The following is a 25,762-nucleotide window of genomic DNA, read 5'->3' as shown; positions in this document are numbered from 1 at the left end:
ATGGCAAATGATCAGAAAATTCAAAAAGTTATATTAATTATGGTTTTACTAATTGTAGCAATTTGTCTTTGGGGATGTACGACCGAAAACAAACAGCAAGATCGCGTGGAATCAACAAATATCCGGCCTGAAAGTAGCGAAAACCTAAAAACAAAGCAGCTTATAATTGTTACCGGAGAATATGCACCCTATACATCAGAGCAGGCGGCCGGTTATGGGGCATTCACTCAGATTGTTGAGGCCGCTTTAAAAGAAAGCGGACTTGAGAGTGAAGTTGCTTTCTATCCTTGGGCCAGGGCATCGGAAATGGTTGAAAGTGGAGACGCCTGGGCTTCATTTCCCTATGGTTATGTAAATGAAATGGCTCAGATTTATGATTATTCTGAACCTGTTATTCAGGGACCCCACAAATTTTATTATCTTAAATCTAATGAAAAACTGGCCCAAGAAGGGGCTGATTTTAAAAGAATCAGTGACTTCACCAACTACACCTTTGGCGGAGCCAATGATTATTGGTATGGTGATAAAGCGGTAATTGAGAGCAGTGGGGTAAAAGTTGAGTGGGCCAATGATGTCGATGCGCTACTGAAAATGCTTTATGCTGGAAGAATTGACTTTCTCATTGAAGATTATCGCGTTGCTGAAGAAGCCATTGGCCGGCTTTTTCCAGATGACCGTGGAGCTTTCGCGACACTTCCCAATATAGCTTCTCAGCATGACTATTATCTGATTATTTCGAAGAACTATCCCAATTCACAGATGTATCGGGATAAGTTCAATACAGCCTTACAAACGTTGAAAAACAATGGCACCATTGACCGCATTTTAAGGGAAAATGGACTTGAAATAAATCAGTCGGAGGATTCTCGATGAAAGGTATTCAAACAAAAAAACTAAGCACCGCATTACTATTACCAATCATTGCGACTGTTTTTTCAGTGCTGATGGCACTAACAATCATTGATGCGGCGGCAGAAAAGCTTCATTTAACTGGGGAACTGAGTATTGAGGCAGAGCATATTTTAACCATTACGGCCGATGCGGCAGAAGATGCATTTTGGACTTATAATGAAGTCAGTCTTAATAAAATCGGAGAGACGTTGGCAAACTATCAGGCGGTGGCTTCGATAAAAATGATGGATGCTGATAATCAGCCCATTTTTGAAACCAGTAAGCGTACAAAACCCTATGATAACAAGTATCTTTATCCATCATTTACCCGGGAGATCATTAGAAACAATCAGAAAATTGGTGAAATACAACTGGTATTTACTACCTATTATTTAAATCAGGCAATAACTACTGCTATTTTTTTAGGTTTTATCCGAACCCTTTTTATTATTCTGATCATTGTTGCGCTGATTATATTTCGTTCCAAAAATCTCTCTGGATCGATTGATAAAATAGCAGATGGTGTCAAAGCGTTTTCCGAAGGCGATACAGAAACCCGAATCCAGGTAAAGGATAGTCATGAAATTAAAAATTTGGCAGATCGCATCAATAGATTGTTTGAAGACATTTTGGAATCCCGAACTAAATTGACTGAGAATTATGAAGAATTGGAGAAGCAGGAAGAAGCGCTGCGTATTTCCGAGGAACGTTACCGCTATGCCGTGGAAGGTTCCAACGATGCGATCTGGGATTGGGATTTGCAAAACTGTGAATACTATGTTTCTAAACGGGGTTTACAGATGATTGGGTTAATGGAGCATAACAGCATGAGCCTTGAATCATGGATGTGTTTTATTCATCCTCAGGATCGCGCCCATTTTGAAAATTATCTCCAAGGTTTCTATCAGAATAATTCTAATTTTGGTCAAATTGAATTTAGAGTAATTGGCAGTAAGGGTGAAACCCGGTGGTTATTTTGTCGGGGGAAGGGAATTTTTGACCAAAACAATAAATTGATGCGGGTATCCGGCTTTTATACGGATATCACTGACCGTATTAATGCCGAGGAAGCCATAAACAAACTTGCCTATTATGATGTGTTAACTGGACTGCCTAATCGGGCGATGCTTTTTGAGCACTCCAATCAATTACTTGTCGAGTCGGAACAAGCGGGTAAAAGTGGTGCTTTACTATACATCGATTTGGATAATTTCAAAGCTATCAATGATACTAGGGGACATGCCGCTGGTGATCATGTACTGGTTGGCATCGCCAAAGAATTGGTGGAAGCGATTCATTATGATACCATTGCCAGAATTGCTGGTGACGAACTAATAGTCATTAATAAAGACTGTACAATGATGGAAGCAAGCAAGCTGGCCAATGAAATTATGAGAATTATCAGTAACCCCCGGAACATTGACGGGTTTGAATTTATTATTACTTGCAGTATCGGGATTACGATGTTTCCGGAGGATGGAACGGACATTAATAAGCTGCTCATGAATGCCGATTCGGCGATGTACCATGCGAAGGAACAGGGAAAAGATCAGTTTAAATTTTTCGAGCAAAGCGCCAATGAAATGATGGTTAAAAAGATTGAACTTCAGTATGAGATCAGACGAGGCATCAGAGACCGTGAATTTGTGCTGTATTATCAGCCTCAGATTGACTTTCTTACAGGCTTAATCTGTGGCGTGGAAGCATTGGTGAGGTGGCAGCATCCGACCCGGGGCTTGTTGCCACCATTTGAGTTTATTGAACTGGCAGAAGAATCCGGTCTGATTGTCCCGCTTGGTGAGCAGATTCTGACGGAGGCATGTCGTCAAAGCGTGATTTGGGAAAATGCCGGCTACAAAGATTTAACCATGGCGGTTAATTTCTCGGCTAAACAAATAAACAAAAAGGACATCGTCGAGGTGGTTTTTGGTATTTTGAGAAAAACCGGGATGAGACCGGAGTTATTGGATATCGAAATCACCGAAAGTATTGCCATGGAAAACCTGGAGAACACACTATCAATCATCAAAAAGATCAAAAATAAGGGGGTCAAGTTTTCTTTAGATGATTTCGGAACGGGTTATTCATCATTGAATTATCTTCATAAACTGCCCATTGATCACTTGAAAATTGATAAACAATTCGTCCAAAACATGAGACCGGGGAGTTTTGAAGAGGTGGTGATTAAGGCCACCATTGAAATCGCCCATAGCATGAACCTCGTTGTCGTGGCCGAGGGGGTTGAGACAAAAGAACAATTTGAGGCAATTTTAGCCTATAATGGAGATCGGGCTCAAGGGTATCTTTTTAGCAAACCGGTGCCCGCAAAAGAACTTGAAACCCTACTAAATAACGATCTAAAACCGATAGAAGGGAGCTAAAATGAAATTTATCGACAAGATCAAAGAAAAACTGAGTGGATTGGTTGAGGCATTGTCCCGATATCCCTTGACGGTTGCTTTTTTAATGGCAGCGGTGGTGATAAATGCGATGGCAATTCAGCAGGAAGTTGATTATACCAGATATTTATTGACATTTTTGATGGGAGCTTTTCTGGGGATTACCCTTCAGGGAGCATGGGAGCGTTTTTATGACAGGACTTCCGTTCGGATCGTAGCGATGGCTCTGTGTTTGACACTGACGCTGGGGTATTTTCTTATTGTCAGACAATACACCAGCATCAGTATGGAAATCGGGATCCGTTCATCGGTCGCCATTTTTGCAGTGTTTATTGCTTTTACCTGGATTCCGGTGATAAAAAGTGAGATTCGTTATAATCAGAGTTTTATGGCGACATTTAAAGCGCTCTTTAATGCGTTGCTTTTTTCAGGTGTGTTGTTTATCGGAATCACCCTGATTATTACTGCCATTGACCTGCTACTTTTTGACGTATCCGATAAAGCCTATTTACATAGCTTAAATTGTGTTGGGATGCTGTTTTTTCCTATTTATTTTCTCTCGCTGATTCCCATATATCCCGGTCTTTCAAATAAAAACCGACCACCAGAGAAAGTGATCAATGACCGGGGAAAGTTGGTACGATCCTGCCAATGTCCGAAATTTCTGGAAGTTCTGGTTTCTTACATAGTGATCCCACTGTTGGCAGCATATACAATTATTCTGATTATTTATATCGTTGGGAACATCACAGGTGATTTTTGGAGTGACAACCGTCTGGAGTCGATGTTGGTAAGCTTTGCCATCGTGGTTATTTTTATTTATATTCTTGCCAGCAGCCTGGAAAACAAGGTGGCCGAATGGTTTTTAAAAATTTTCCCCAAAGTGCTGGTACCCATCGTATTGTTTCAGATTGTGGCTTCGGTATTGCAGATTCAGGAAGTTGGTTTGACTCATGGTCGTTACTATGCAATTCTTTTTGGAATTTTTGCTGCTGTTTCTGGTCTTTGGATGAGTTTTATGCCGGCCCGTAACAACGGGGTCATTGCGGCACTACTGATCGGTTTTTCGCTGTTTTCCATCATGCCACCAGTAGATGCCTTTACCATCAGCCGTGGGAATCAGGTCAATCGACTCACCAATACCCTGGTTGAAAACAAAATGCTGGAAAATGAACAGGTTAATCCCAACGGATCGGTGTCGGAAGAGGATAAAAAAATAATCTCCGATGCCGTCGATTATCTGGCTATGATGGCATATACAAAAGAAATATCCTATCTTGGTGAAAATTTTGATGTTTATGAGGACTTCTATAGTACCTTTGGGTTTTATCGATACGAAGACAATCAGTACCGCCAGAATTCTATATATTTGAGTTTGAATCAGCAATCACCCATTGATATTTCAGGCTACGAGACCTTTATGGTTCTGAATTACTATCAAAAAAAGGAAAAATGGGATCCCCTTATTGGTAACTTTGAGTCAGGAGGAAAAACCTATCGTTTGTCAAGAGAAAAAACAGCGGAACAGGGCGGGGCTCTGGTACTAGTGGATGAAACCGGCCAGGAGTTGATGCGGATTGACATGAAAGCAGTGTTTGATCATTTTACGACATCGCTTTCGGGTAATTATCAAACCAGCAAGGATAGTATGAATGCTGATGAGGCGAGTTTTACGATAGAAAATGATCAGGCTGCTATTTCACTGATAGCAACGTCTTTGGCTATCGAAAAAACTGAAGCAGGGACGATCAATAATGGTGACTTTTATGTGTTGATCACTATAAAATAGCGAAAAAAAGTGGGAGAAGTCCCGCTTTTTTTATTTGCCGATAATTTATCGTCTGAGTATTATGCAAAAAAGTAGTATAAACGAATATTAAATATAGATAATAAAGTAATAAAAATGCGTTACAATAACCTTTAAACAAATCGATCCACCTAAATTTGTAAAATATTAAATACATTTAAAAAAGTGATTGACGTCCCTTTACAACGATGCTATACTAAACTCAAGAAATTGACGATGTCGAACCAATAGTTTTATTATATCTAAAATGCAATAAAAAAAGAAAACGTTTTATAGTGATTAGTAGTCAATTAAAAGTTATTTAAAAACCTATATTGATACTTACGATCAATATAGTTGATATTTGAGTTCCGTTGTATTTTTATCGCGGAGAAGCTGAAAACTGCGTGAAGATTTTGTGGAATGATGATATTTCGTAAATAAAGACGTCGCAATTAGTTTGAGATCAGTTTAATAACTGTGAAAAATAGTGTTACCAGGAGGTAAGAGTAAAATGATTATTATCGGAGAAAAAATTAACGGTGCCATTCCGTCTACCGCAAAAGCCATTGCCGCAAAAGATGGAGAATTCATCAAGAATCTGGCCAAGATTCAAACCGAAGCCGGTGTGGATTACATTGATGTTTGCGCATCAGTTGATGATGATATCGAACTGGAAACCATGAAATGGTTAATTGATCTGGTTCAGGAAGTCACAGATACCCCCATTGCGGTGGACAGCCCCAATGTGTATACCTGTATTGAGTCCATGAAATACTGTAACAAACCCGGTTTATTTAATTCCGTTTCATTAGAAGGCGACAAAATTGACGCTGCTTTTAAAGCGATCGCTGATACTAAATGGGACTGTGTGGCACTGCTTAACAGTGACAAAGGGATTCCTAAAACAGCCAAAGACCGTCTGGATGTATTTGCCGATTTAATGGTTAAAGTTAAAGAATATGGCATTGATCCTTCCCGGATGCACATTGATCCATTAGTTGAAATGCTGTGTACCTCAGAAGACGGGATTGCCATGGTCGTCGAAGTGATTCGCAGTATTAAAGAACAATACCCGACCATTCATGTCACTGGCGCCGTCAGTAATATTTCCTTCAACCTGCCCGCCCGAAAAATGGTCAACATGGGCTTTACCGTCCTGGCTATGAACGCCGGTCTGGACAGTGCCATTCTTGACCCAACGAATGGTGACTTAATGGGCATTATCTTTGCCACCGAAGCTTTACTCGGCGAAGATGACTACTGCATGGAATACATTGGTGCTTATCGCGAAGGGATCTTCGGTCAGAAGAAATAGTTGGTCTTAATATAATGACACACTAATTTAATAATTCTGCTACAAATCCGGTCATCTGATCACACAATCGGTTGCCCGGTTATATATACCATTTAAAAATAAATGACTGAACAGGAGAAAAAAGATGTCAAAAATTGAAGAAGTAAAAGCAAAAGTAGAAATTGGTAAAACAAAACTGATTCCCGGATTAGTTCAGGAAGCCTTAGACGAAGGCAGTCCAGCAAGCGAAATCCTGCAAGCAATGGTTGATTCCATGAGCGTTGTTGGCGAAAAGTTCTCTTCCGGAGAAATCTTCGTTCCTGAAATGTTAATCGCTGCTAAAGCGATGGCTAAAGGCGTTGATGTGTTGCGTCCACTGTTAGCCGGAGACACTTCCGCCTCCCTGGGCACCTGTATCATTGGAACCGTTGCCGGCGATTTACATGATATTGGCAAAAACCTGGTTTCGATGATGATCGAAAGCGCCGGATTCACCATGGTTGACCTGGGTGTTGATGTACCCGCAGAACGCTTTGTAGAAGCCATCAAAGAGAACGAAAACGTCACCCTGGTTGCTTGTTCCGGTTTGTTAACGACAACCATGCCGGCACTTAAAGAAGCGGTCGAAACGATCAAAGCCAGCGGTCTGGATGTAAAAGTTATTGTTGGTGGCGCACCTGTAACCCCAGAATATGCAGCTGAAATCGGCGCTGACGGATTTGCTCCTGATGCTGGTAGCGCGGCTGTTAAAGCGAAAGAAATGGTTGCCTAAAAATAAAGGTTGGAAAAACTCAAAAACTAACTTAGACGAATAAATCTTAAGGAGACCGAGAATGTTAACAAAAAGACAGAATTTAATGGAAACCATTAAGGGTGGCAATCCTGATCGGTTTGTAAATCAATACGAATTTATGAATTTGATCATGGAAGCACCATTGGGCGAAATGGCAGGGCCAGGTCAGACAATCGTTAATGGTTGGGGGATTACTTTTAGTTGGCCAGCTGATCAATTGGGTGGATTCCCGGTGCATGATGCGGAACATAAGGTATTAAAAGATATCACTGACTGGAAAAACCAAGTCAAGGCACCAGTTGTTGCCACGTCAGATGAAGCATGGGCCGCCGCTGTTGCGCATGCTAAAGCCGTAGATCGTAACGAAGAATTTGTAACTGCCTTTGTGGCTCCCGGAGTTTTCGAAATGACCCATCATTTGATGAGCATGGAAGACGCCTTAATGGCTCTTTATGAAGAACCGGAAGACATGCATGACCTGATCGACTATCTGGTTGACTATGAACTGGCCTATGCAAAAGAATTGATTAACCGAATTCATCCGGATTGTATCTTTCATCATGACGACTGGGGTAGCCAACGTTCGTCTTTTGTTTCACCAGAAATGTTTGCAGAGTTCTTTTTGCCTGCCTATAAAAAAATCTATGGTTTCTATAAAGAAAACGGCGTTGAACTGATTGTTCACCATAGCGATTCTTATGGTGTCAACCTGGTTCCTTTCATGATCGACATGGGCATCGATATCTGGCAGGGTGTCATGACAACCAATAATGTGCCAGAACTGATAGAAAAATATGGCAAACAGATCGCATTCATGGGTGCGATTGATAGCGGTGTTGTTGATTTTCCAGGATGGACACCAGAAATCGTGGCTGAATATACTGAAAAAGCGTGCAAAGAATGTGGAAAATTATACTTTATTCCTAACTTGACCCAAGGTTTAAACTTTAGTTCATTCCCGGGTGTTTATGAAGAAACAACAAAAGTTATTGATCAATTATCAAAAGAAATGTTTTAACACCAATAATCATAACAAAAAGACCGTTCCCGGCAGTTACCCAGTGGGTTTTGCCGGGATCGGTCTTTTTTGCTGATTGCGTCAAGAAACAGTGCTATTTCTTGACAGTATCAATCAATAACAAGAGGTTGGTTTTGATAAAATCATTTTCTTTAACATCTAGAAATTTTAAATATGATTGACCGGAAAGCCCATACATATTGAAAAAACCTGTTAATGTTGGCCCTATCATTCAAGAGTACAACGAATCCATTGTATCGTAATGTATTAATTGTCTTAGCCGTCGCTCGGGCACTATTTGACTTGATCGAGAATACGTTGTTAATGGTACTAATCAACAATTATCCTCAGCAAAATATATTTATGGCAACGGTTTGCTCATGGTCCACTACCATGAAGTTTGTTTTCTTGTTTTTATGGGTTGGAATGCTACTGTTTTCCTGGGGTTTGAACCTTATAAATTAGTTGTGTGTTCGTCATAGTAGAGAATTTATTTTTCCCAGCAGGTACCGTTTCTTATACTTGATCCGGGCGTATGTGCCGATTTTGTTGATCATAAAAGGATTGACCACACCGCCGATGACGCCTACAATCGGCAGTCCCTGGATAAATTTGGCGGTCAGCAGGGTGTTGGATAAAATGTCGGAGGTTTCCTTCATAACTGTTTCTAAATCAATACTGGTTTGTGTTTGTGCATCGATATGCTGACCTAAGTGCTCAATTTTTTTGTCATAGGCTTTTCGCCGGTCTTCTTTAGTCATAGCAGCACAGATTAAATAAAGCAGGTATGCTTTTTCTTCTTTGGAGGTGCATAAAAAACCATAGGATAATGCGATTTCATTAATGGTTTTGACGATGACACCAAGAAACAGAGGGATATCAGGGAGTCCAATTCCCAGTAAACCAAGAACGCTACCCTCTATGGCAGCAATGGATTCATTGATCGTTTTGCAATGCTTTGACGATTTATCCAGCGTTTTGAGATGTTTTTTTTGCATGTATTTTTCAATGGCGTAATTACTTAAATCATAGTCCACCGCAATTTTTTCTTTATTAATTGTTTTTTCGATAATGGGGCTTCCTTTTTCAAAGACCATATGAAACCCCATATAGAAAGCCGTATCCAGGGTAGATTGTAATTTATCAGGTATTTTCGCCTGGAGCTTGTTAACCACAGGGGTGAGATTTGATTTACTAAACTGACTTTCTGTTTGATTTAGAAACTTCTGTTCATGTTTTTCAAGAATTGTCATCTGTTTAGATAAAATAAGGTCTTTCTTCATTTTTAAGAGCTCCAATCGATCGATTTATAAACTAGCATCATTCTATCATGATTTCTTAAATAAACGCTGTGGTAGAAACAGATAAGTATTATTGATCATAAAGAGAAATTACTTAAAAAAACAATTGCAAAGCTTAAACTTGTTTAGACTCGTTTAGTCAGGGTAAATAATAAAATAACAATATTTTAAGGAGGAAGAAAATGAATAAAGACATATTTGAAGGAAAATGGGAACAGATGAGAGGCGAAGCTCAGAAAACCTGGGGGAAACTTACCAATGAAGATCTGGAAATTGTCAAAGGTGATGCAAAAATTCTGGTTGGAAAACTTCAGGAAAAATACGGGATGACCAAAGAAGCCGCTGAAAAAGCCATTGAAGATTTAAAAGGAAAAATTAAAAAATAGAATTCTTAAATAGAGCCAAAAACAAAAGCACCCCGATTCGGGGTGCTTTTGTGATTATTTAATGATTGCTTTGAAAAGCCCGTATAGTGGCTCCTGGTGCCGGTGAACCGGTCGGTACGACGATCACTTCGATGGCTTCAAGCCGGTAGCCGAAGCCTTCAGTACCAGAACTGCCACCGTTTTTAGCCCAGTCCAACCAGCCGACGTTCTCGGCATGAACCCGGTAATAAACGTCGTATCGATAAGCATCGGCACCGGTTAGTCTGACCTCAATCGCCTCTAAACGTAAGCCCTGGTTGGAGGTGCCGCTTACTTCACAGTTGCGTTTCCAATCTTGCCAGCCAATGTTCTGGATATGGGTACGATACTCAATGCCGAGATCATAACCCATGTTATCCAATCGAATGCCAATGGCTTCTAGACGTTTGGACTCCCCGGAGGTGCCACTGATCTGACCGTTTGTTTTCCAATCCTGCCAGCCAACGTCCTGGATATGGGTTTGATAGGAACAAGTTATGCTTTTTTGTGCCGAAAGGCTTAACGCTGTAGCAGAACTATTTCCGGCTTTGTCATAAGCATAGACATGAACCGAATAGGTTCCAAATTCATTGTTATGTTGGCTGTATAAAACCCGGAAAGATGCGGTATTGCCACTTATTGAAGCGCGATGCCAGATAATATCATCCTGACCGTTTGCATCGGTCCAGGTTGGGAAATAAACAGAATCGATTCCCGAATCAGTATCGGTCACGTCACAGGTGATCGTAAAGCCGTCATCACTGACATCAGTGATCCGAGCATTAGTTATTGTTGGCGGGGTGGTGTCTGGGGGGACTGCCGGATCAAAATCATCAATATAGATATAGCCCTGGAATCCACCCACAGAGACGGAGTCCTCAGAACCGGCAGTGAAGGTGTTGGTGTAAAAGAACGAGCCGCTCCAGGATGATTCTGAAACAGTGACCTTGTTGCCTTCAATTTTTTCAACAACGGCAACGTGACCATATGAATTGCCGTCCCAGCACAGAATTGCTCCCAGTTTTGGCGTCGTTCCGTGAGGATAGGCACCGCTGTTTTGGTTATATCCCCAGAACTGATTGGCATTACCGTTGCTTAATTTAGGTTTGCTTCCCAGGATCTCATAGGCTCGTCCCCAGGCATAAGCGGTACAGTTTGGCATACCGTAGCCAGCGAGATAAAAAATGTTTTTGGAAAAAAAATAATCATTGTCCGTTGTTGGGGCGGTAAGTCGCGGGGAGAACACCGCTGAAGTGCTCATTGATCCATCTAAATAGGCTTCGTCTGGCCAACCTGGATCTGGGGCAACATCACCGGGGAGCATCTCCCGGGTTTCCACAAGTGGTTGGGCATCGAGGCCTGTGATCGCAGCGCCTTCGACAGTGGTTTCCTCAGCCAATGCAGCAGAAGGAAAAATCCCCAATGACAGAGCAAAAACAATGCATAAAAAAATACTTCTAACAAATTTCATTTCCAGTATCCTCCTGGTCAACAAATTTTTGGTTTATCGTAGATTCGTTCTTAATTATCGTATTAATTCGTATGATTAGGAACAAACGTCTTAAGTTTTTAAATATACTTTTTTCAGATACAATTTGTTACTTAAATTTTACACTCTTATTATAAATTTTGCAATCATTCTTTAAAAAAAATACAAAGATTCAACCAAGCAATAAATATTTTTGTTCCACTGTGTTTTATTAAAGAGAGAATCATAGATAATTAGGTAAGAATCGGCCAATTTTTACATTGTGGTTATTATTGTTAGAAAAATCAATACAAACATTTACAGCTTGTCTATTTACTTATGCGAATAAAGTGATATACTATAAATGAACCAAAGATCAACCTAATCCTTTTCTTGACTCAATGATTTCGGTTATTGAATCATAGACGGTCGCACGACTCACCAGAAAAATAAAAATTGCCAGGGTTAGCTGAGAAAATTAGTTAATGGACAATTGATTCTTTTATGGGCAGTGGGAAAAATTTGAATGAGAAAACAGATTGCTCCGAAATGAAGAACGGATGAAACCTCAAAGACATCAAACAGAGATAGCCAACGATCATTGGGTATCAAGAAAAACCATTCGGTGAAGATGATGGCAGTATGATTTCTGAATGATGTGAATGAGTTAAACAGATCCATTCTAAAGAGTAAGATGATTCCAAAAAGTTGGCGGAGTTTAAAAGAAAAGCGAAAAAGAAGATTTTTGGTAAAATCAACAGAAGGAGTCCAAACGGATGACAACAGAGATTTTAGACTAGACCGGTTTTACAGATGAAACTGTAAAATCGGTCTTAGTCTTTTTTGTTAAAAAAATCTTGGTTGCGTCTTTATATTATAAAGGTTATAATAAACTTTAATTGTAAAATTATATAATCCGTCGAGACAGCATTGAATATTTGTTGGTAACTCATGGACCATTCAGTGCAATTATGTATACAAATAGTATCGGAGGAAATTTATTTGCCAAGAGGAAACATAGAAAAATTACTAAGCATTCCAGAAGTGGAAGCTTTTTTAAAAAATAGGGTTATTGGAAACAAAGAATTATTTTTAGGTATTCGAAACGAGAACATCATCTTATATTATTGGGGTAAAAACATGATGGAGCTGATCTATACAGAAGATCAGCAATGCCACGTTAAAATCAGTAAATTTTTTATTGATCGAACCGCATTTTGCGGACTGAAATTCACCCAGAAAGCGGATGTGATGATCTTTCCTTTTAACCAGGAATTTGTTTCCGCCTTTGTTGAATCTTACCCGGAACTCAAAGAAAATGTCGAAAATGCCCTGGTTGAAAGTGCTCCCATTGAAGCAAAAGCCGGGCCACTGGGACAAAAATATCAGGGGATCATTGCCTGTAATAACAATGCTAATCCGGATTCGAACTGGTACTGTGTGGATTTAAACTACGCACCTGAAGCCACCTCGTTGGGCCGACTGGATATGGTTGCTATTTCTAAGGTTAAGCAGAATGGAAAGCACGAGATGGTGCTCATTGAATGCAAATATTCATGGCAAGCCTATAAATCGGGGTATCGCAAAAATCTTTACAACAACAAGAAAAATAAAGGGTATTATATTGAAGCCAATGGACTAAAGACCAAGGCAACCGCTAAAGGTCAACAGCATCGTCGACGGTTTGGCTGTAAATATGATGAAAAGAAGCAGCAGATTGTTGCTTATGAATTCGGATCAGGTATCACCGGGGACTTTTATAATTATTCTCAATTCCTCTTTACCGACGGCGGGAAACGGGTGGAGGATTTAAAAGGGGAGTGTTTTGATATTTTAAAGGCTCGGAAAAATCTGGGTTGTTTTGAAACAAACGACCAGATAGGGCCCGAATTGCTACAGCTCATTGAGGGAACCAAAGAAGCTTTTACAAAAACTCTTACCGATCATCCGGCATGTGTTTTTCTCACCGTGGGGTGTGGCGACTCGACGGAAAAAGCAGAACAGGCGATGACCTCTTATCTTCGTCCAGGTCCAACCAACACAGCCGATGTGTTTAGCATCACCCAGGACAAATGGGTGCTTTGTCACAATAATGGCAAGGGCAGAAGCCGTGCTATTGCCCGGGATCTCAGCCTGGCTGAAGCGTTTCCGGAAGCTTTTGAAGAACGGGTTCGGTATTTATTCACTCGAAAAATTGCATTGGAAAATTTAAATATCATTGACCATCTGGATGCGAGCAGTGCGAGCGAGTTAAAGATAAAAGTATTTAAATAAAAATTACTCATGGCGATAAGAAGGATCGTCCAAGTCAATACTTGGACGATTTTTTTTAGATTACGTGTTTGCTGGCATCCAAGTAGTTGGTAAACAACTAAACAATTGTTTGACGCGAAGGCTATACAAAAAATATACAAACGTTTACAAAAAAACTATTTACAGATTAGAAAAAGGTGTTATAATAGAGTTAATCAAAGATCAACTGACCCTATAAAAGTAAATACGAACCGACGCCCTTAAAGATAATTGAGATAACTCAGATCACCTAAAGACTGGTTAAATTGATTAGATTAAAGAAAACAGATTGTTATGAAATTAAGATAAGAAGGTCAACTCACAACGAATTAAATGAACGATAAAAGAAAAGTATGAATGAAAAAAGAAAAGTTCTCACGGTTTCTGAAAACCACATCCAATGAAAAGAATTGGAAACGAGAAAATGTTCTTAGATCAAAGATACCAAGTAAAGAATCCAGTAAATAATGATCAAGTGAGAATAAAACGAATCGGATCTTAAAAGTAAAAACATCAAAAAGTTGGCAAGATTTACATTTAGTAGTGAGAAGAAGAGAATTGATGAAAAAATCAGAGGAGGAATCCAAACGGATGACAACAGAGATTTTGGACTAAGCCGATTCTACAGGTAAAAGCGTGGAATCGGCATTAGTCTTTTTTGTGGTTGTTTTTAATTGTAGCAACGGTTAGGATGCACATTGAATTTGGTTTCGCCCCTTTTCTTTGGCACTATAGAGGCTTGCATCAGCGGCTTCAAACAAGTCAGTTTTACTCATGTTGGGAGTAAACGGGACAAAGCCAATGCTCATGGTTACCACTTCGTCCGGCATGGTTTCAAATACCGCTGTTTCCAGATCGATGCGAATTTGTTCTAAAATGGAGAGACAGGCTTCGGGTGATTTTTCGGTAAAAATAACTGCAAACTCTTCACCGCCATACCGGGCCGCAAAATCATTGGCTTCCAGGTTATCCAAAATAATGGCAGCAGCAGTAGAAATAACTAAATCCCCGTTACAATGGCCCTGTCGGTCATTTATTCCTTTAAAGAGATCCAGATCCATCAGCCCCAACGAAAGGTCAAAGGGCTGATTTTTACATTGATAGACCAGTTCTTCGAGATATTCATGAAAGGTTTTATGGTTATATAAATTAGTGGCTAAATCCATTTTGGTTAGTTTTTCCATATAGATATTTCGATATAAGAGTTCTTTTTCTTTTTCAACGGATACAACCATATCGGTATAAACTACTGAAAATCGTTTTGTCAATTCCCGCGATAAAAAATAAGTGCTCACCAGAATAGCGGCAAAAGTGGTTAGTTCAATAACTGACATAACAGATAAGGGCGGGAAAAACAGTTTCATCGCGATTAACACAACCAGTGTCAAGCAAAAGGTAAAATCAATCAATTTAAGACTCAGAAAAAAAACCGAAATCAGCATGGGCATTAAGAAAAGTGCCAACATCACATAAAAAATGGAAGAATGAACGACAAACAAAATAGTAACAATAGCCTGGGTTCCGATCACAATATAGTAGCGGATGGCTGGAGCATGTGATCGGATCTGCCACTTTAGAATGAAGAGAATTAAAACTTCAAGAACAAATGGCAATAAAAACCGTTCTAAAAAAAAGGTCTTGGTATCTAAACTGGAAAAAAACATGTTTATAAGTGTCACCGATGATGAGACCCCAATGGCAATCCATAGGTAAGTAAGGATATGCGTATGCCAGTTTTTTTTAGAATTCAAAATGTTGACCTCCTTTATAGATTTATCTTAGCCAGGACATTTAGGCAATGCTTGTGGAGCTATTTTTCACTTCGATAAAGATATAACTCGTATTGTAACACTTAACGAGACAAAATTTCAAGATAATTGAAAAGATAACTGTAAATGGCTGAAAAGCTTGAGTGAATATAAGGGTAATGGAGATAAAGGAATATAAGTTTACAAAAAGAAAGAGTGGACGGGGTCTCCGGGTATTAATCTGGGTATTATTGTAAAGAGAGAGTAAAAATAGCTAAGGGTTTTGGAATGATTGTCGATTACATAACTAGTAAGATCACGACTCATTGTGAGCAGTGAATACGATTTTGAAAAGGAGATGCTATGATTGACTTACCTAAAACCACAAATGTGTATAAACAGATGCCCAAAGAACTTTTTTACAAATATTTAAATAGTGATCCCATCTCTAAAAAGTATTTCATTGATGAAATCAGAAGCATCAACTGGATCAACACCCTTTCATCAGAAACGATGTCGATACAGAAGGGGAAACGGATTACTGAAATTGCAATTGTCGAGATATTTTTAAACCGCCAAGCCATCAACACCAAGATCATCGAGATCATAAGCAGAGAAATTGACCAATATGCTATCTTTATCGTTAGATACGAAGAATGGGGACAGTTATGGTGTTGTGATTATCAGTCTAACCCTCACGAAGATCGCTTTCACTGTCAGAATTACTATCAGACAAACTGGATGATCACTGATGATTTAACCTTGACGATTGAGGGTTGGAATCTTGATCTGATTTATGAGAACCTTTTTATGCAGATTGAACCCTTTCCAACCAGGGCTGAGAGCAGCGATCAACAAGCTGATGATGGTGTTGGAACAGCAAAACAACTCGGAAAAAGCGAACAGTTGGAAAAGCTGGAAGTGGCCATCAAAAAACTGGAAAGTCAAATAAGAAAAGAGCTGCAGTTCGGTAAACAGGTGAAGCTGGCGACAGAATTAAAAACTGCTAAGGACGAAGTGCGAAAAATAAAGCAGTCAATTCATATTGAAACCCACCAACCTAAACCCGCAACGGCACAAGAAGAACCGTCAGAAACAGTACGGTCTTTTTTCCCCAATGTATATATGAAGATGCAGAATCGAACCGGAAATCGCATTGATTATTCGTTGATATAGAATCGATAAAGATTGTAAAAAAACACTCATTATGAGTGTTTTTTTGGTGTACCCGAAAAGGAGTGGCGGTAAAGATTAGTTATCGCATCAGCGCGTTTTGAAGGAACCCTGCGGATTTGATAACGTTTTATTAAGTTGCAGATTGGAACCGGTAACTGATATAATAGAAAAAATGAAATGACATTGGATGAGAGACCATGTTAGTCAAAAAATTTCGATGTGCAATGTTTTTCTTAATTCTAATTGTCATAAAAATAGGAGTAGCGATGTTAAAACGAATTAAAAACATAAAAGGAATCGGAAAACGCGTCAGAGACATTAATGTTTTGCTGAACCGCGAAGGGTTTTATCTGCCCTTGAATGATAAGCAGATAGAGTTGTTCTTCAGAAGTTTAAAACAAGAAATGACGACTGCCGACTGGAATGATGAAGAGGGCAATAAAATAAGGTTGGTTTTTACACCTCAGATTATTAATGAGAACGGTTATGAAACAACCCTCAACGTCATCGCGGTAGAATATTACACCATTGAGCAAATTGTCGAACAGATCCGTAGACATCTTCACGCCCAAAAGAAATAATCATAAGAATTCAAAAGCACCATGAGATTGGTGTAAAATTAAAAGGAAGACGACAATGACAGACTATATTGAATTAATTGCCAGCTTTACCAAGGATGACTTTATCTTAGATTATGAATCGGTGGCAAAAAAAGGGTTCACTAAAGATAAAAGGCAGTTTGAGCAGGCATGGCAAGCCCAATTCAGAGCGAATAAAGATCGGACCCTTTTTTATTTTGGATTTGTTAGTGATCCGGATTTTCTTTCGCCGACGATGGCTTTTCTTTATCAAATCAGCGAGAAATTTATTCAAAAGATTGCCAAACAGCCGGATTTGGAGTTATCCAGGGAAGATGTCGAGCTCAGCTTGACTGCAGATGAAATCGAAGAAATCCGCAAAATAATTCCCTTTGGAAATGGCATGGCTCATGTTGACGATGGATGGATTAGAAACATTTGGGAGCGCCTCACCGATGTTTACGGTGAAGCAATTATGAGCTATCCGGGTACAGTAGCAGCGTTTTTAACCGAGCATCACGCGGGGATAAATGTGGCTGGGCGAATCTTTTTTCATCTGGTAGAGAATAGTGAAGAGAAGCGGTACCCCTTTGCTTTTTTAGCCACCTATTCCACCAAACCCGAGGACGGCAAAAAAGCGGTGCATACGCCCCTGAAAAATGCCCTGCGGGAATATCAAAATCAACCCGAAAAGCTGATTCAGCTGCTGTCTACCGTTAGCCGGGTGGCCGATGTCAGTCGGTTTATTTCGGATCTGATGGAAAGTGGGGCGTTGTTTTCACCTCTAAAACTAAGTGCCCGAGATGCCACGGTTTTTTTAACTGAAATCCCCCTTTACGAAGAAGCCGGGATCATGTGCCGGATTCCCAACTGGTGGCGCAAGAAAGCTAATCAGCTAAGGCTTAATCTGACCGTGGGGGAAAAAGAACCGGCAATGGTGGGGATGGATGCTATTTTGTCTTTTAAGCCAAACCTCATGTTTGGAGATTCCGCTATTTCCAAGGCCGAGATTCAGGGGCTCTTGGCAGAAACTCAGGGATTGGCCCTGATTAAAGGAAAATGGGTGGAAATTAATCATAAACAGTTGCAAGCTGCATTAGAGGCCTTATCAAAAGCTGAATCACTGGCTGACCAGCAAGAGCTAACTCTGGCCCAGGCCATGCGCTTGGAACTCGGTTCGGGAGAATTGCTGGGAATACCGACGACCGACTTGGAAGTCCATGTGTCAACCGGGGATTGGCTCCGCCGGGTGACGGCAACCATGGGCAATCCTCAGATTTTGCAAGGGCAAAAACCGGAACCCGGTTTCTGCGGAGCGCTACGACCCTACCAGCAAACCGGTTACGATTGGCTGAAATACATGGTCGACTTGAGGCTGGGGGCCTGCCTGGCTGATGATATGGGGCTGGGTAAAACCATCCAGATCATTGCTCTGTTAGAACACCTGCGCAGTCATCAGGGGGATCGGGTATTGTTAATCTTGCCGGCATCTCTGATTGGGAACTGGGAAAAGGAAATCAAGAAATTTGCCCCAGAAATGCCGGTCAGGGTCTTGCATGGGATGGCAGTTGCCAAAGATCCAAAAGCATTTCTGGCAACACCTGTTTTTTTAACCATCACCACTTATGGCATGGCAGCACGGGTAACAGCGCTGCGCGAAATCCACTGGGCTCTGATTATTCTGGATGAGGCTCAGGCTATTAAAAATCCCGGTACCAAACGAACTAAAACCATCAAGGCGCTCAAGGCCAAAACCCGAATTGCCATGACAGGAACCCCGATTGAAAATCACCTATTGGATTTATGGTCGCTTTTTGATTTTCTCGATGGTGGACTGCTGGGAAGTGCTAAAGAATTCACCGGGTTTACAAAAGGCTTAAAAAAGGATCCTACCGGCTATACTAAACTGCGAAACCTGGTCAATCCTTTTATTCTGCGCCGCCTAAAAACCGACGCTGCGATCATCTCGGATCTGCCGGATAAGATTGAAATCAAAGAATATCCGGTGCTGTCGAAAAAGCAGATGGTGCTCTACCAGAATCTGGTTGCGGAGCTGTCAAAGAAACTGGCAGAATGCGACGGGATTGCCCGCAAAGGTCTGGTTTTATCCAGTATCATCAAACTCAAGCAGATCTGTAATCACCCGGATCAGTATCTGGGTCAGGATCTTTATAAGCGGGATCACAGTGGAAAGTTTGAAATGCTGGAAAGCATTTGTGAAACCATCTATGAAAAGCGGGAACGGGTGCTGGTGTTTACCCAGTTTAAAGAACTGACCGCGCCCTTGGCCCGGTTTCTGGAAGAAATCTTTCACCGTCGCGGGCTGGTGCTCCACGGCGGTACCCCGGTGGCTAAACGAACCGAACTGGTGGAAGCCTTTAATGGGGAAACCTATATCCCCTTTATGGTGCTGTCGCTAAAAGCTGGTGGGGTTGGTCTAAATTTGACGGGTGCCAATAATGTTATCCATTTTGACCGCTGGTGGAACCCGGCGGTGGAAAACCAGGCCTCCGATCGAGCTTTTAGAATTGGTCAGACTCGTGATGTGATGGTGCATAAATTTATTACCGTCGGTACCATTGAAGAGAAGATTGATATTATGATTGAAGAAAAGAATCAGCTGGCTGGCGATATTATCAAGGCTTCCGGTGAGGGCTGGATCACTGAGCTGAACAATGAACAACTGCTGAGATTATTAAGTTTAGGTGGAATCTAGGGACTGACCTCAATGGCGACAATTTCCGGGACGTTCATAAATCGAAAGGGTAGTTTGGTCATTCCGGTGCCTTTGGTAACAAACAGACTGGTTTGACCCTGGTTGCCAATAACAAAAAGACCCTTTACATATTTTTTTCCGTTGGCTGGCAAAATCATTTCGGTTAAATAGGGAAGCGTAATCTGCCCCCCATGGGTATGCCCAGCTAAAACCAGTTGAACGGCATCGATGGTCATCTCATCCACAATATCCGGCTCATGAGTTAAGAGAATATTATAGCTGCTTTCAAGGACTTCATCGGTCAGGTCTATATCCGGGTTGCCCCGGTAGACATCATCCAGACCAAGAAGACGAACGTTGAGTTCAGGTATATCCAGCCAGTCATTAACCAGTACCTCAAAGCCAGCGGCGTTCATCAGATCTTCATAATTGTAGTTATCGATTAAGGCGTATTCATGATTTCCCATAACAGCGACCTTGCCATAGGTGGCATTGATCTTTGAAAGACCCAGGGAAATTTCTTCAGGATTGACAGAGAAATTTTTAGTAGAACCAATCAGATCGCCGGTAAAGATAACGAGATCGGGGTTTTCGGCGTTTATTTTTGCAACGATGCGATCAAGCTGATCATTGTCATTAAATTCGCCCAGGTGTGTATCGCCGAAAAAGACAAGTTTAAGGGGGGCCTCTAGTTTGCTGTTTTCAAGCTTTTCACGATTAACGATTAAGAGGCTTGGTTCAACATAACGGGAATAAATATAGCCACCCACAATAATTGTGGTTAGTGTGATGGTGGTGATCAGTAATAATTTTCCTAATTTCATGGGTACTCCTTTTGTATTCAGTGCATTATAACCTGTAATCTTTAAAGGCTCTTTAAAGAACAGAAGCGCTGTCCTCTTTTCTGGCATTGCTGACAAATTAAATCGACAGATCGCCGTAAAGATTGAGTAGAACAAAAAAAGAAAAAAATGGCTTGACAACGTAATACTTCGGATGTAGAATTAAATTAATTCGAAGAGTGAAGTACTTTGCAAATAGAAAAAAAGGATAAATTAAATGGACAATGGCTTTAACGGTAATCTTGAAGCAATGATTTTTGAATATATCGACAAAATAAAATACTTGTTATCCTCGGATATCTGGGGAAATGAAATTTTTAATTGTTCGAAAAATGAAGTGTTTGTGCTACTACTCTTATATCGACGAAATGATGTGAACATGACCCAGATTGCCGACTACCTCAATGTTCCTTTAAATACGGCCACCGGAATTGTCGCCCGGATGGAAAAACGGGACTTTTTAGTCCGCGAAAGAAGCTCAGAAGACAAGCGGGTAGTCACCATAAAACTTACCAAGGCTGGTAGAGCAACGATCCGGGATATTCTTAATGAGATGATCCGTTACGGACAACTGATAATGGACAGCTTTACCCGTGAGGAAGTTCAATTGGTTTTCAAAATGGTAGATAAGGTTATGGACACCCTTAGTCAAGACGCCAGTAAGACCGCAGAAAAACAAACTAAGCCAAAAATCAGAAAGATCATGATTGAATAAGACCGCTGCCCTCGGGCAGCATTTTTTAGAAGATATACTTCGGACAACGAACTATTCGACAAGTGAATTATAAAATGTAGAAGGAGAGCAAATGAAACGAATACTAATTTTTACCGGCAAAGGTGGGGTAGGCAAAACCAGTGTGGCTGCTGCTCATGCCCTCAAATCGTCACAGGAAGGCAAAAAAACCCTGATCGTCAGCACCGATATGGCCCACAATCTGGGGGATCTGTTTAATGTTCCAATCGGAAAAGAGGAAGTCGCGGTAGCCAATAATCTCTATGCTCTGGAAATCGATCCCAACTATGTGATGGAAAAAGATTTCAAAAATTTGATGAGGGCTTTTAGCAACATGATTGGCTCGATCAACCCAGAAGGTGGTGACATGGATGAATTCATAATGATGCCAGGGATGGATGAACTGTTCGCGCTTTTGAAAATCCAGGAACTATATGACAATAGCGATTATGAACGGATTATTGTCGACTGTGCCCCCACTGGAGAAACCCTGTCGTTGCTTAAATTTCCCGAGCTGATGTGCTGGTATATGGATAAGTTTTTCCCCATCGGGAAGGTGGCAGTGCGAATTTTGTCCCCGGTTTCAAAATCATTATTCAAAATACAGCTGCCCGATCGCCACGCCATGAGCGACATTGAAACGCTCTATGTCAAACTGATCGAACTTCAGGAGTTGTTAAAAAACAAAGAAGTATCCTCGGTACGCTTGGTGACCATTCCCGAGAAAATGGTGGTGGAAGAAACCAAGCGAAACTATATGTATATGAAACTCTACAACTATAATGTCGATGGCATCTTTATCAACCGAATCCTGCCCCGTGAAATCGGTAACCCCTTTTTCGAAGAATGGATCACCATCCAGAAAAAATACATCGCCGAAATTGAAACATGTTTTGACCAGATTCCCAAATATTATATCCCCTGGTATGACACTGATCTACTGGGACTGGATGCCATCAATCGGATCTGTGATGATGCCTTCGCAAAAAGAACCGATTTGTTTGAGATCAAGGCAGATATCGAAGGTGAAAAATACGAGCAGACCGAAACGGGTTATGATTTGAAGCTTTTTTTACCGAATATCACCAAGGATGAGGTAGCGGTCAATCTGTCCGGGTCGGATGTCATTGTTAAAATTGGCAATTACAAACGTAATATTCCGATGCCCAATACCCTCAGAGGGATGGAAGTCACCAGTGCAACCTTTGACCAGAGTACCCTGGTCATTGCATTTCAATCGTATTAAATAGCGTGCGATGAGCTTAGCTGTTTACGATAAACTTCAAAGCAAGTTGTGTTCGATTAAGATTAAAAACAATAAGGGAGGTCTACAAAATGAACCGTGAATTTATTAAAAATGTAATCCTGGCAAAGCAATACGAACGTGATGCTTTCTTGTCGCTGCTATCGCCGACCATCGCCCAACATGTTCAGGTGATTGAAAAAGAAGTCAAAGGAATGATCTTTGACCTCGCCAAAGAATGGGCTTTAGATGTAAGCAGTGCGGTAAACGACGCCGAGAAAGAAAAAACTGGCGAAACCGATGGTGAAAAAAAAGTCAAAAAAGTTACTATTGACTGAATGAATCGATAAATTAGTCGATTAAATAAAAGGGAGAAGACAATGCGAATTATTTTATATACAGGCAAAGGCGGTGTCGGCAAAACCAGTGTGGCCGCCGCAACGGCGGTAAAGCTGGCCAAAAATGGTAAAAAAGTGCTGATTATGAGTACCGATCAGGCTCATAGTCTATCCGATTCTTTTGGCGTAAAACTTAAGAACACCCCAGTTAAGATCAGTGATAAGCTCTGGGGCCTGGAAATTGATGCCATCCTAGAAGGTGAACGAGCCTGGGGAAATATGAAAAACTATATGAAGGAATTGCTGACAGCCAGAGCGGAAGGGGGAATTGAAGCAGAGGAACTGCTGGTCTTTCCAGGGCTGGAAGAATTATTTTCGCTGTTTAAAATCACTGATATTTATGAAGAAAATCGGTACGATGTATTGATTGTTGACTGTGCACCCACTGGGGAAACCCTGTCGCTGCTTAAATTTCCGGAAATGTTCGGCAATATGATAAAAACCGTGTTGCCGATGAAAAAAAAGGCGGTTAAGGTGGCTGGTCCGATGATGGAAAAAGTCATGAAAATCCCGATGCCCGAGGACAATGTCTTTGATGATGTGGAGCAATTAAATGAAAAACTCTATCAGCTTCAGGCGATTATGACCAACAAGGAAACCCTCAGCATTCGTATCGTGACGACACCGGAGCGGATTGTCATAAAAGAAGCTAAACGAAATTTTACCTATCTTCACTTGTATAACTATAATATTGATGCCATCATCGTCAACAAGGTTTATCCGCCAAAAGCATTAGATGGGTATTTTAGCAAATGGATTAATCTTCAGGAGGAGGGACTAAAGGAGATTCGCGAGAGCTTTTCCGCGGTGCCGGTTTTCACTCTGATGCTACTCAATAAAGAACTCGCCACCGAAGCCATTCTTTTAGAAGCAGCCGAGCAGATTTTCGGTGATACTGATCCCGCGGCGGTTTTATTTAAGGATACAATCTTTGAAGTGAAGAAGGAAGAGGACGGCTACGCTTTTATTTTAAACGTTCCTTTTGCCGAAAAATCAGATCTTGATATGGGCCAAAAAGGTAGCGAACTGATGATTCAGATTAAGAATGAAAAACGCTGCTTTACCTTGCCGGATGTACTCCGTAACAAAACGGTTCAAAGTGCCCGATATGAAGAGGGAAAACTGCGGATAAAATTTGCGTAAAGGGAGGGTTTACAATAGATTAAATGAAACTTTTAATGATATGGACAGTGAAAAAGGGCAATCGTTGACAAATTGCTCCCAGTTTAAGTAACAATAAAGCGTATTTCACAAATTTTTCTTGTTTCTTTATTTGATGAAAGTGATATAATTTTAATACAACACTCGAAAAAAGAAAAAATACAAATTTTACAAAAATGAATGAGTTGCGAGTTTTTGTAGCCGGGAATTGATGTCTTGCAGCAAACAGCGCAGGCATCTTATAGCGAGACAAGAAGAAAAGAGGAACTAAATGGACCATATGGAAAAATTAAGGGAATACGCCCGACTTGTTGTCCGAACTGGAGCGAATGTGCAGAAAGACCAATTGGCAGTGGTTAATTGTTCAGTGGAGAATTTTGAATTTGGTCGGATGATTGTTGCCGAGGCCTATAAAGCTGGGGCTAAAGATGTAATCGTCTTCTGGAATGATGTCAGAACCAACCGACTCCGTTTTGATAATGTAGGTCTGGATGTTTTGGGAAATATCCCCAATTGGCTAGCAGAATCCCGTAATTATTATGCCAAGCAGAAAGCAGCTGTTATTTCTATTGTTGGCAACGATCCGGAGGCTTATAAAGGGGTCGAAAGCGAAAAACTCAAAACCAGCAGTAAGGCTTCAGCTAAAGCGTTTGAACCTTATTATAAAAAGATGATGAACAGCGAATTCCAGTGGTGTGTGGCAGCTGTCCCTGAGACCAAATGGGCAAAAAAAGTCTTTCCTGAGCTTTATGAACAGGAAGCCATTGCGAAACTTTGGGATGCCATCTTTGATGCTGTGCGCATCGGTAAAGGCGATGTCGTCAAAGCCTGGAATGACCATAAGCTATTTCTCGCCGAAAAATGCCGCGTTCTTAATGATGCCCATTTTGATGCGCTGCGTTATAAAAACAGCCTTGGCACGGATTTTACAGTCGGTCTTCAAAAAGAGCATATCTGGGAAGGTGGTGGTGAGCTTACGCCAGATCAGGTATATTTCTTTGCGAATATGCCCACTGAAGAAATTTTTACCGCACCGGATTGCCGCCAGGCTGAAGGCACCCTGGTTTCCTCCTTGCCGCTTTCTTATCAGGGAAATCTCATTGAGGATTTCAGCCTGACTTTTCATGATGGCGAGGTGACCAACTATCAGGCCCAAAAAGGTGAGGAATATTTAAAGAGCCTGATTGAAACCGATGAGGGATCAAGGCGATTGGGGGAAGTGGCGCTGGTACCCCATGATTCACCCATTTCTAACACCGGAATTCTTTTTTATGATACGCTGTTTGACGAAAATGCCGCCTGTCATTTTGCCCTGGGGGAATGTTATCCAACCAATATCCGGGGTGGAGGAAAAATGAACAAGGAAGAACTAATTGCTGTCGGCGGGAACCAATCGGATACCCATGTGGATTTTATGATTGGCACAAACGATTTGGAGATTATCGGCATCACCAAAGATGGTCAGGAAATTCCCATTTTCAAAAATGGTAATTGGGCGTAAAACGTCATCACAAATTT

General features: G+C 40.9%; 20 protein-coding genes. 16 read left to right on the top strand and 4 right to left on the bottom strand.

Annotation, left to right across the window (positions count from 1 at the left end):
• The 6 genes from DOZ58_RS05955 to DOZ58_RS05930 all read left to right on the top strand — a co-directional run bounded on the left by DOZ58_RS05955 (nucleotide 1) and on the right by DOZ58_RS05930 (nucleotide 8,184).
• The gene (locus DOZ58_RS05955; protein ID WP_162624447.1) at nucleotides 1–873 is read left to right on the top strand and encodes an ABC transporter substrate-binding protein; all 873 of its coding nucleotides are present in this window, start codon (nucleotides 1–3) and stop codon (nucleotides 871–873) included.
• Nucleotides 870–3,272: a bifunctional diguanylate cyclase/phosphodiesterase gene (locus DOZ58_RS05950; protein ID WP_111887485.1), complete on the top strand. Its 2,403-nt coding sequence runs from the start codon at nucleotides 870–872 to the stop codon at nucleotides 3,270–3,272. Before DOZ58_RS05955 ends, DOZ58_RS05950 begins: the two co-directional genes overlap by 4 nt.
• A gap of 1 nt (nucleotide 3,273) precedes the next feature.
• Nucleotides 3,274–5,079 (top strand): DUF4153 domain-containing protein, encoded by a 1,806-nt coding sequence (locus DOZ58_RS05945; RefSeq protein ID WP_111887484.1) that lies wholly within the window; start codon nucleotides 3,274–3,276, stop codon nucleotides 5,077–5,079.
• Nucleotides 5,080–5,590: 511 nt separating this feature from the next.
• Nucleotides 5,591–6,394 carry a methyltetrahydrofolate cobalamin methyltransferase gene (locus tag DOZ58_RS05940; protein WP_111887483.1) on the top strand — a complete coding sequence of 268 codons (804 nt, stop codon included), beginning with the start codon at nucleotides 5,591–5,593 and terminating at the stop codon, nucleotides 6,392–6,394.
• A gap of 124 nt (nucleotides 6,395–6,518) precedes the next feature.
• On the top strand, nucleotides 6,519–7,145 hold the full coding sequence (locus DOZ58_RS05935) for a corrinoid protein (RefSeq protein ID WP_111887482.1): 627 nt from the start codon (nucleotides 6,519–6,521) through the stop codon (nucleotides 7,143–7,145).
• Nucleotides 7,146–7,206: 61 nt separating this feature from the next.
• Nucleotides 7,207–8,184 (top strand): uroporphyrinogen decarboxylase family protein, encoded by a 978-nt coding sequence (locus DOZ58_RS05930; protein ID WP_111887481.1) that lies wholly within the window; start codon nucleotides 7,207–7,209, stop codon nucleotides 8,182–8,184.
• A 476-nt stretch (nucleotides 8,185–8,660) separates the two neighbouring features.
• Here DOZ58_RS05930 and DOZ58_RS05925 read toward each other — a convergent pair whose 3' ends face one another.
• On the bottom strand, nucleotides 8,661–9,467 hold the full coding sequence (locus DOZ58_RS05925; RefSeq protein ID WP_242988619.1) for an EcsC family protein: 807 nt from the start codon (nucleotides 9,465–9,467) through the stop codon (nucleotides 8,661–8,663).
• 200 nt (nucleotides 9,468–9,667) lie between these two features.
• Between DOZ58_RS05925 and DOZ58_RS05920 the strand changes: the two genes are divergently transcribed.
• Entirely contained in the window at nucleotides 9,668–9,871 is a 204-nt protein-coding gene (locus tag DOZ58_RS05920; RefSeq protein WP_111887480.1) for a CsbD family protein, read from the top strand.
• Between the two features lie 58 nt (nucleotides 9,872–9,929).
• On the opposite strand, the gene DOZ58_RS05915 is transcribed toward DOZ58_RS05920, so the two are convergent.
• Nucleotides 9,930–11,360 (bottom strand): GBS Bsp-like repeat-containing protein, encoded by a 1,431-nt coding sequence (locus DOZ58_RS05915; RefSeq protein ID WP_111887479.1) that lies wholly within the window; start codon nucleotides 11,358–11,360, stop codon nucleotides 9,930–9,932.
• Between the two features lie 999 nt (nucleotides 11,361–12,359).
• Here DOZ58_RS05915 and DOZ58_RS05910 point away from each other — a divergent pair.
• On the top strand, nucleotides 12,360–13,631 hold the full coding sequence (locus DOZ58_RS05910; protein ID WP_111887478.1) for a hypothetical protein: 1,272 nt from the start codon (nucleotides 12,360–12,362) through the stop codon (nucleotides 13,629–13,631).
• A 704-nt stretch (nucleotides 13,632–14,335) separates the two neighbouring features.
• Here the strand turns inward: DOZ58_RS05910 and DOZ58_RS05905 are convergent.
• On the bottom strand, nucleotides 14,336–15,400 hold the full coding sequence (locus tag DOZ58_RS05905; protein WP_111887477.1) for a diguanylate cyclase: 1,065 nt from the start codon (nucleotides 15,398–15,400) through the stop codon (nucleotides 14,336–14,338).
• Nucleotides 15,401–15,760: 360 nt separating this feature from the next.
• Here DOZ58_RS05905 and DOZ58_RS05900 point away from each other — a divergent pair, with 360 nt between their 5' ends.
• The 3 genes from DOZ58_RS05900 to DOZ58_RS05890 all read left to right on the top strand — a co-directional run bounded on the left by DOZ58_RS05900 (nucleotide 15,761) and on the right by DOZ58_RS05890 (nucleotide 19,867).
• On the top strand, nucleotides 15,761–16,573 hold the full coding sequence (locus DOZ58_RS05900) for a DUF4391 domain-containing protein (protein WP_111887476.1): 813 nt from the start codon (nucleotides 15,761–15,763) through the stop codon (nucleotides 16,571–16,573).
• 266 nt (nucleotides 16,574–16,839) lie between these two features.
• Nucleotides 16,840–17,154: a hypothetical protein gene (locus tag DOZ58_RS05895; protein WP_162624446.1), complete on the top strand. Its 315-nt coding sequence runs from the start codon at nucleotides 16,840–16,842 to the stop codon at nucleotides 17,152–17,154.
• Between the two features lie 55 nt (nucleotides 17,155–17,209).
• Nucleotides 17,210–19,867, top strand: a complete 2,658-nt coding sequence (locus tag DOZ58_RS05890; RefSeq protein ID WP_111887474.1) for a DEAD/DEAH box helicase — start codon at nucleotides 17,210–17,212, stop codon at nucleotides 19,865–19,867.
• Here DOZ58_RS05890 and DOZ58_RS05885 read toward each other — a convergent pair.
• A complete protein-coding gene (locus tag DOZ58_RS05885; RefSeq protein WP_162624445.1) occupies nucleotides 19,864–20,691 on the bottom strand; it encodes a metallophosphoesterase in 828 nt (275 codons plus the stop codon). The two genes, DOZ58_RS05890 and DOZ58_RS05885, sit on opposite strands and share 4 nt — an antisense overlap.
• Before the next feature lie 235 nt (nucleotides 20,692–20,926).
• Between DOZ58_RS05885 and DOZ58_RS05880 the strand changes: the two genes are divergently transcribed.
• From DOZ58_RS05880 to DOZ58_RS05860, 5 genes are all read left to right on the top strand, one after another.
• The gene (locus tag DOZ58_RS05880; RefSeq protein ID WP_111887472.1) at nucleotides 20,927–21,424 is read left to right on the top strand and encodes a MarR family transcriptional regulator; all 498 of its coding nucleotides are present in this window, start codon (nucleotides 20,927–20,929) and stop codon (nucleotides 21,422–21,424) included.
• Between the two features lie 91 nt (nucleotides 21,425–21,515).
• On the top strand, nucleotides 21,516–22,688 hold the full coding sequence (locus DOZ58_RS05875; RefSeq protein ID WP_111887471.1) for an ArsA family ATPase: 1,173 nt from the start codon (nucleotides 21,516–21,518) through the stop codon (nucleotides 22,686–22,688).
• Nucleotides 22,689–22,777: 89 nt separating this feature from the next.
• Complete coding sequence (locus DOZ58_RS05870) at nucleotides 22,778–23,023, top strand: hypothetical protein (protein ID WP_111887470.1); 246 nt, start codon at nucleotides 22,778–22,780, stop codon at nucleotides 23,021–23,023.
• Nucleotides 23,024–23,065: 42 nt separating this feature from the next.
• Nucleotides 23,066–24,226 (top strand): ArsA family ATPase, encoded by a 1,161-nt coding sequence (locus DOZ58_RS05865; RefSeq protein ID WP_111887469.1) that lies wholly within the window; start codon nucleotides 23,066–23,068, stop codon nucleotides 24,224–24,226.
• A gap of 289 nt (nucleotides 24,227–24,515) precedes the next feature.
• Nucleotides 24,516–25,745 carry an aminopeptidase gene (locus tag DOZ58_RS05860; RefSeq protein WP_111887468.1) on the top strand — a complete coding sequence of 410 codons (1,230 nt, stop codon included), beginning with the start codon at nucleotides 24,516–24,518 and terminating at the stop codon, nucleotides 25,743–25,745.
• Nucleotides 25,746–25,762 lie beyond the last annotated feature (17 nt).

The sequence above is a fragment of the Acetobacterium sp. KB-1 genome (assembly GCF_003260995.1).
Lineage (GTDB): Bacteria > Bacillota > Clostridia > Eubacteriales > Eubacteriaceae > Acetobacterium > Acetobacterium carbinolicum.
This window is presented reverse-complemented; position numbering and strand designations above follow the sequence as displayed.

Coding starts and splice junctions, on each gene's coding strand:
- DOZ58_RS05955 (WP_162624447.1), top strand. CDS start 1: ATGGCAAATGATCAGAAAATTCAAAAAGTTATATTAATTATGGTTTTA.
- DOZ58_RS05950 (WP_111887485.1), top strand. CDS start 870: ATGAAAGGTATTCAAACAAAAAAACTAAGCACCGCATTACTATTACCA.
- DOZ58_RS05945 (WP_111887484.1), top strand. CDS start 3,274: ATGAAATTTATCGACAAGATCAAAGAAAAACTGAGTGGATTGGTTGAG.
- DOZ58_RS05940 (WP_111887483.1), top strand. CDS start 5,591: ATGATTATTATCGGAGAAAAAATTAACGGTGCCATTCCGTCTACCGCA.
- DOZ58_RS05935 (WP_111887482.1), top strand. CDS start 6,519: ATGTCAAAAATTGAAGAAGTAAAAGCAAAAGTAGAAATTGGTAAAACA.
- DOZ58_RS05930 (WP_111887481.1), top strand. CDS start 7,207: ATGTTAACAAAAAGACAGAATTTAATGGAAACCATTAAGGGTGGCAAT.
- DOZ58_RS05925 (WP_242988619.1), bottom strand. CDS start 9,467: ATGAAGAAAGACCTTATTTTATCTAAACAGATGACAATTCTTGAAAAA.
- DOZ58_RS05920 (WP_111887480.1), top strand. CDS start 9,668: ATGAATAAAGACATATTTGAAGGAAAATGGGAACAGATGAGAGGCGAA.
- DOZ58_RS05915 (WP_111887479.1), bottom strand. CDS start 11,360: ATGAAATTTGTTAGAAGTATTTTTTTATGCATTGTTTTTGCTCTGTCA.
- DOZ58_RS05900 (WP_111887476.1), top strand. CDS start 15,761: ATGATTGACTTACCTAAAACCACAAATGTGTATAAACAGATGCCCAAA.
- DOZ58_RS05895 (WP_162624446.1), top strand. CDS start 16,840: ATGTTAAAACGAATTAAAAACATAAAAGGAATCGGAAAACGCGTCAGA.
- DOZ58_RS05890 (WP_111887474.1), top strand. CDS start 17,210: ATGACAGACTATATTGAATTAATTGCCAGCTTTACCAAGGATGACTTT.
- DOZ58_RS05885 (WP_162624445.1), bottom strand. CDS start 20,691: ATGAAATTAGGAAAATTATTACTGATCACCACCATCACACTAACCACA.
- DOZ58_RS05880 (WP_111887472.1), top strand. CDS start 20,927: ATGGACAATGGCTTTAACGGTAATCTTGAAGCAATGATTTTTGAATAT.
- DOZ58_RS05875 (WP_111887471.1), top strand. CDS start 21,516: ATGAAACGAATACTAATTTTTACCGGCAAAGGTGGGGTAGGCAAAACC.
- DOZ58_RS05870 (WP_111887470.1), top strand. CDS start 22,778: ATGAACCGTGAATTTATTAAAAATGTAATCCTGGCAAAGCAATACGAA.
- DOZ58_RS05865 (WP_111887469.1), top strand. CDS start 23,066: ATGCGAATTATTTTATATACAGGCAAAGGCGGTGTCGGCAAAACCAGT.
- DOZ58_RS05860 (WP_111887468.1), top strand. CDS start 24,516: ATGGACCATATGGAAAAATTAAGGGAATACGCCCGACTTGTTGTCCGA.